Source organism: Gilliamella apis, assembly GCF_002142155.1.
Classification (GTDB): Bacteria; Pseudomonadota; Gammaproteobacteria; order Enterobacterales; family Orbaceae; genus Gilliamella; species Gilliamella apis.
This window is the reverse complement of record NZ_NASD01000022.1, coordinates 38,282-44,870: the sequence shown is the minus strand read 5'-3', so window position 1 is coordinate 44,870 and position 6,589 is coordinate 38,282. Positions and strand designations below refer to the sequence as shown.

Sequence of the window (6,589 nt, the reverse complement as noted above, 5' to 3'; positions counted from 1 at the left end):
TATATGAACCATCCATTTCATCACCATATCCAAAAATTATTGATTTTAAATTATCATTTAAATTTCCATGTATTTGAATATACTTTTCCCTCCATTTTTCTGGATATTTGGTTATATATTCTTCTATAGTATTTGTATAATTAAAACTTAAAAATAAATTTTCATTTACAATGATAGGTTCTTGATAAATTTTCTTTGCTAAGTTAATAGATAATTCTTTTATTTTGATTGGTTGATAAAGATGTTTCTCAATCTTTTTCATCGTTCTTGGTTTTTGTTTATATACAATCGATTTCATATAATAAATAAAAAATTCAAGTATATTTTGGAATTCTTTATTTAGTTTATCTATTTTTTCTTGTGAATTAGTTCCTTCATAAATTTTATCAACGTGAAGTAAAGTTTGATAAAAATCATGTTCAATTCCTCCCCAGTTTTTACTCTTTTCATTACGGGGTATTGCATTTTTGAAAATAATTTCAAATAATTTATTTTTTAATAATTTTTTTCCAGATAAAATCCTGTTTAGTGTTAATTTTATTCCTGTAGTATTTCCGGAATTAGGATTAAGTTTTAACAAATAATTTATTGCATCCACCCAAAAACTTTCATCAAATAATGAAGAATACTTTTCTATATAATCATATTCATCATCATATTTATTTTCTATTTTATCTGGAATTTTTTGTATTTTTTCTAAAACTTCATTATTTTCAATTACACATGGAATTGTTTGTTTATTTTCTATAATAAAAGATAATAACTTTTGGTAATTAGTTCTAACGACAAAATCTGTCTCAAAAATATTATTATCGATACCTGATGGATTATTAACTTGCTTCTCAATATATAAAACAATTTCATATACAATAAAGTTAATAAAATCATAAAAAGATGTTTTCAATCCATGAGCAAGATCAAACCCATTGCCAATTAATATCAACCTATTAATTTTAACTTCACTCATTTTATCCCTTCTATATAATTTTATGATTTCTACCTTAATATTAATTTCAATTATCCAAGAAATAACCTTAACCTACAAAATAAAAAATATTATAATTTTTATTAAGTAAAATTGAACTTATATTACGATGCTATCGCATTTATAACTGTAATAAAAACTGTAATATTTTAGTTTTTTTTATTATATATCAATTAAAAACAATAACTTGATGCTTATGAAAGAAAAGTAGAATAAGCGTTTCAAAAACCCCTCTCCTCAAATTTTTTTAGTTCTTTATTTTTTGGATTGTTTGAGTTTCGGACGTTTGTTGTTTTGCGGTTGTTTCTATACGGCGATTACGTCCGAGTTAAGAGGGTTGGCGCCAACCCTCTTTACAATCTCCCGCGGCGACCACGCAAGTGGTCACTGCGTGACTGCCTTCCGCCTTCGTTCGGTCTTAACGCACCGGCTGTGATTTGTTCCTGACAAAGCACCGCCTTGGCAAACATCCCTGTTTGCCATGCTAACCTCACTCAGTTGTCAGCACATTGCCAATGTCGCTAAATTAAATACACCAAACTTATTTGCCAAAATAAACTCTTATGTTTATAGCAAGCTAATTTTAGTTTTAAAACCGATTTCGGAGAAACTTTAGGGGGATTTTTAGGCTTCAAAAACCCCGTTCCTCAATTTTTTTGGTTGTTTGAGTTTCGGACGTTTTGTTGTTTGGTGGTTATTTCTATACGGTGATTACGTCCGAGTTAAGAGGGTTGGCGCGAACCCTCTTTACAATCTCCCGCGGCGACTACGCAAGTGGTCACGATGTGACTGCCTTCCGCCTTCGTTCGCTTTTAACGCTCCTTGCCAAACATCCCTGTTTGCCATGCTAACCTCACTCAGTTGTCAGCACGTTGCGAAAGTCGCGCCACAAAATCGTTTTTATCGCCGACTTCGTCAACGTCAACACCATTGCCTTGGCAGGGCAATGATTGTTTAATGTCCTAACGCTTCTTTTCATATACCTAGCTCTTTAGTTCAAGGACGAAGAGCTAAGAAATAATAGCTAAGGATAGACACAGAGTCCGAAGTAGCTTCTACGCGACTCCTTGGTCGAAATTAAACCTCCGTTTGAGACAATTACATAATTGGTATCGTAAAGCGAATTAGGTCGATTAATAATAACCGACCAATAGACCCAATCGTTGTTTATGCCGTTGATGAAGTCGGCTCCAGTGTAATAGGTCATCACCCCCCATTCCGAGAACAATCCTCCACCAATGTGACGACGGTAATGATTATCAGGTGACGAAGGCCTTGCACCTTCTGCACCTTGACAGTGAGGACCTGAATACGCTCCCTGACAAGACGCATTAGTTAAATCCTTGACCTCTGGAATATGGTAGCTACACCAAACCGCCATTTTATAATAGTCACTTCTATAATGACCACGATTAACAAACCACTGCTTTAACTTAAATCCATATTTGACCACCGCATTACCACTGCTATCACGACCGACTAACTCAAATACCTGCGGTAAAGATGGACTGGCGATTCCATTTCGCTCTGATTGCTGTTGCGAGTATGTAGCAAAAGGACCCGTTAGGGTGACTCGAACGCCGGTACTTGTTGAATCGGTCATCGTCGCCGTAATACCAGCATGAGAAACCGGCGCCCAAGATAAGGCTTGACTAACACCAACAATATCTAAATCAAAAAACAAATTATTAGCACCCGTAGTCGGGAAGTTTAAACCATAAGACGACGGCGTAACTGACTGTGTTAGAAAACCCTTCTCAGGGTTCCATATATTAACAGGACCAGCAGTGTTGTTATGTGAAACTTTGAGCAAGCTAGGTTTAGCAAAACAAATCACTGGCGATGGCTTAGGATTAATATAATAAGTGGCATTACCTGCCGTAAAACGACTTTCATTAGGCACACCATAACGTGTTGTTAATCTACCACTACCATTAGATAAGGTTAATTTATATGGCGCTCTACAAATATTAAGCACTTCATTACGGGTAACAGGATTATTGAAGTTATCAACAATAGATAAATTTAAACTACCGGTAGCGGTGACGCCATTAACTCCCTGACCATCTCCATCATCATCACCCCAATAATTATACGGTGTGCCAATAAGTGAACTTAATGCAATAGAATCAGTATCCCTTGGTACTAACATACCAATATCATTAAAACTCTGACCAGCAACAGGTAACTCAATAGGATTGTCTATTGAACTATTGTTTGTGGGAGTAAATGCTCTACCATCAGAAAGGGATATCCCAAGTAGCGCTTCGGTATTGGTTACCCGGGTACGACCACCATCAAAGGTTAAATAAGGTGCTGAGCCATAAATAATATTGGTCGTTGTAGTGGTTAATGCATAATTAGCAAAAGAGATAGACTGTAAAACAACCACGGTTAATACCAAAACCATCTGCCGAGATAAAAAGACTAAACCAAGAAATTTTGAAAAATTATGCCAGAATTGCGGAAATTGCCGAAATAATAAATTGCAGTGAAATAATAAACGATGTGAGCTTAACTTTAGAGAGGTGAAATTATAAGTTGGGCAGGTTGTGTGTTGTGTGTTGTGTGTTGAAAATTATAATCCATATCAGATATCCTTGTCAATCCAATTTTATGATTTATTTAAAATTTTAAGCCTAATGGCATAAAATTTATCCATTCGTATAAATATGCTATAAAAGTATAGTGATTGCAAAAAACCATGCAACTTTTTTTGACGGTTTAATTGTTAACTTTTGTAAAGAAGAATACTGCTAGCCCGAAAATAGCATCGGTTATTTGTTGTTTATTAGAAATAATATCCCCTTTATCCCCTCTTAAAAAATCACCATTTTTAATATTAATAATTTGCAGATTAGGTTTTTGATTTTGACAATTTTATAATCGTTTTTAGAAGGTATTTTGCGTTTAAAAACCCCGTTCCTCAACTTTTTTTGGTTGTTTGAGTTTCGGACGTTTTGTTGTTTTGTGGTTATTTCTATACGGTGATTACGTCCGAGTTAAGAGGGTTGGCGCGAACCCTCTTTACAATCTCCCGCGGCGACCACGCAAGTGGTCACGATGTGACTGCCTTCCGCCTTCGTTCGCTCTTAACGCACCGGCTGTGATTTGTTCCTGACAAAGCACCGCCTTGGCAAACATCCCTGTTTGCCATGCTAACCTCACTCAGTTGTCAGCACATTGCGAATGTCGCTAAATTAAATACACCAAACTTATTTGCCAAAATACACTTTAATTATTGGAACTAGCTGATGTTATAACTAACGTTAGCGATTTATTGGATGGATTTTAGGCTTTAAAAACCCCGTTCCTCAAAATTTTTCAACTTAAAATTCTAACTTTCAATGCCTAATAAATTGGCAATTTTTTGATTTTCCGAATGCCATAACTGTTTTGGTGCTGCATTAAAAATAATTTTTCCATTATCAATAACAAGGCAACGTGAGAAGTGGTGAAGAGAATCATCTAAATAATGCGAGACCATCATTAAAGTAAGGTTGAATTCGCTACATACTTGATTAACAAGAGCTAGCATTTCAAAACGTAATGCTTGATCAAGCGCAGAAAATGGTTCATCAAGGAGTAAAATTGGACGATGTTGTATTAAACAGCGTGCCAGTGCAACGCGTTGCCGTTGTCCACCTGAGAGCTGTTCGGGATAACGTTGGTTAAAGCCTTCTAATCCGACACGCACTAATATGTCACCAATTATTGTCCGTTCTGCTCGGCTAAGTTTTAATAATGGTTTAATACCTAACGCTATATTTTGTTCGACAGTGAGATGGCTAAATAAATTATTGTTTTGGAATAGCATCGATACCGGCCGTTTACCCGGTAAAGTCGTGGTGACGTTTTGATGATTTAGGATAATTTGCCCTGAATGAGGAAAAATAAATCCGGCAATTAAACTGAGTAATGTACTTTTGCCTGCACCGCTTGGGCCAACAATCACTACTCTTTCTTTAGCAGCAATATTAAGCACAAAGTGCATGTTGAAGTTATCATATTGATACTCAGTTTTTTGAAGTTCGATCATAATCCATAACAACCAATAAGCTAAATGATAAAATTAATAAAATTGCTGCTGTTACTATACTTTCTTTGTATTGATAATGCGATATCTGCTGATATAAATAATAAGGTAAAGTGGTGACTGACTGCCCACCAAATAAAGCAATTACACCAAAATCGCCCAATGACAAGATGCCAGCAAATGCAAAGCTCATTAATATTGTTCTTCTTAACCCTCTAAAATCAATTAGATAAAAGTGAGTTAAACCATTAATATTCAGTGATTGGGTAAGTCGCCAATATTGAGCAGTAATATCATACATTGGAACGGCAAGATTTTTTATAATAAATGGTAACGCCATCAATCCATTACAAACCATCATCAATAAGCAGATAAAAACGGTATTATTACTATAGTCAAATAGTAATAAAAATAATCCTGATGCCAATACCATACTTGGTATGGCTAGAATCAGTGATGCAATTAATAATAGTCCATTACTCAATCGCGGTTGTCTATTTATCAGTAGTCGACTGTTGGTCCAAAGTAATAGTAACCCTAGTGTCATGGCAATAATTGATGAACCAATAGCAATAATGATTGAAAAAAGTAAAGCTTGCTGTAATGAGAAGGTCAACAGTGAAAATTGAAAGAAATAGATACCTTGAAAAAGGATGGTCAGCATCGGTAACAGTATAAATAATCCACCAATCAAAACTAGCACTGAACTAACAATTTTTAATCCTTTGGGTTGAGGTAAACGATAGTCTGTTTGGGTAAATTTTAGCGTTAATTTTTTATCGATTCTGTTTATCTTTTGCATTAATCCAATGAAGGCAATACAACAAACTAATTGTAAACAGGCAAGTAATGCTGCTTGTAACAGATCAAAATCACGAATTGCTTGATAAATAGCAACTTCAAGCGTGGTATATTTTGGCCCGCCACCTAATGCTAAAACAATGGCAAAACTTGAAAAACATAACATAAAAATTAATGCTGCCATAGGTAATATTTGTCTACGAAGTAATGGCCATTCAATAATTTTAAAAAAAGTTACATTGCTAAAATTTAATTGCGCAGCTAAGTGTTTTTGTTCAATAGGTACGCTTTGTAAGGTTTGATAAAATAGACAGCAGGCATAAGGAAAATTCAGGAATACATGCGCCAATAAAATGCCGTGTAAACCATAAATTGAAAATGAGAATGGTATGTGTAATATTTGGCAGATATTTGATAATAAACCTTGTCGCCCGTAAACCGATAGTAAACCAGTCACAACAACTAGTGTTGGTAAGATAAAGGTAATAGGCATTATTTTCAATAACAACTTTTTACCTTTAAAATCCACTAAAGATAATGCTTTAGCCATTAATATAGCTGCGATTAGTGATAATAACGTCGACAATACAGCTTGGTAAAAAGTTATCCATATAATATGCAATATGTAACTATCAAAATAGATGGTTAAATTTCCTGACTGCAAGGCAAATTTCCAGATAGCGAGAAGTGCTGAACTTAATATGATTAAAATTAAACTAGCAGCACTGATACCTGGTAATAATGATCTGAATTTTAACATTAATAAT

General features: G+C 34.6%; 4 protein-coding genes. All 4 read right to left on the bottom strand.

The genetic code is table 11. The features are described 5' to 3' along the window. The coding region (locus tag B6C84_RS09715) for an AbiH family protein (protein WP_086361343.1) at positions 1 to 967 on the bottom strand (967 nt) is incomplete at its 3' end. A 1,042-nt stretch (positions 968 to 2,009) separates the two neighbouring features. Continuing rightward, positions 2,010 to 3,395 (bottom strand): hypothetical protein, encoded by a 1,386-nt coding sequence (locus B6C84_RS09710; protein WP_086361342.1) that lies wholly within the window; start codon positions 3,393 to 3,395, stop codon positions 2,010 to 2,012. Positions 3,396 to 4,322: 927 nt separating this feature from the next. Continuing rightward, positions 4,323 to 5,024 (bottom strand): thiamine ABC transporter ATP-binding protein ThiQ, encoded by a 702-nt coding sequence (gene thiQ / locus B6C84_RS09705; RefSeq protein WP_086320183.1) that lies wholly within the window; start codon positions 5,022 to 5,024, stop codon positions 4,323 to 4,325. After that, the gene (gene thiP, locus B6C84_RS09700) at positions 5,002 to 6,582 is read right to left on the bottom strand and encodes a thiamine/thiamine pyrophosphate ABC transporter permease (RefSeq protein WP_086354235.1); all 1,581 of its coding nucleotides are present in this window, start codon (positions 6,580 to 6,582) and stop codon (positions 5,002 to 5,004) included. The genes thiQ and thiP overlap by 23 nt, the downstream gene beginning before the upstream one ends. Between the last annotated feature and the right edge of the window lie 7 nt (positions 6,583 to 6,589).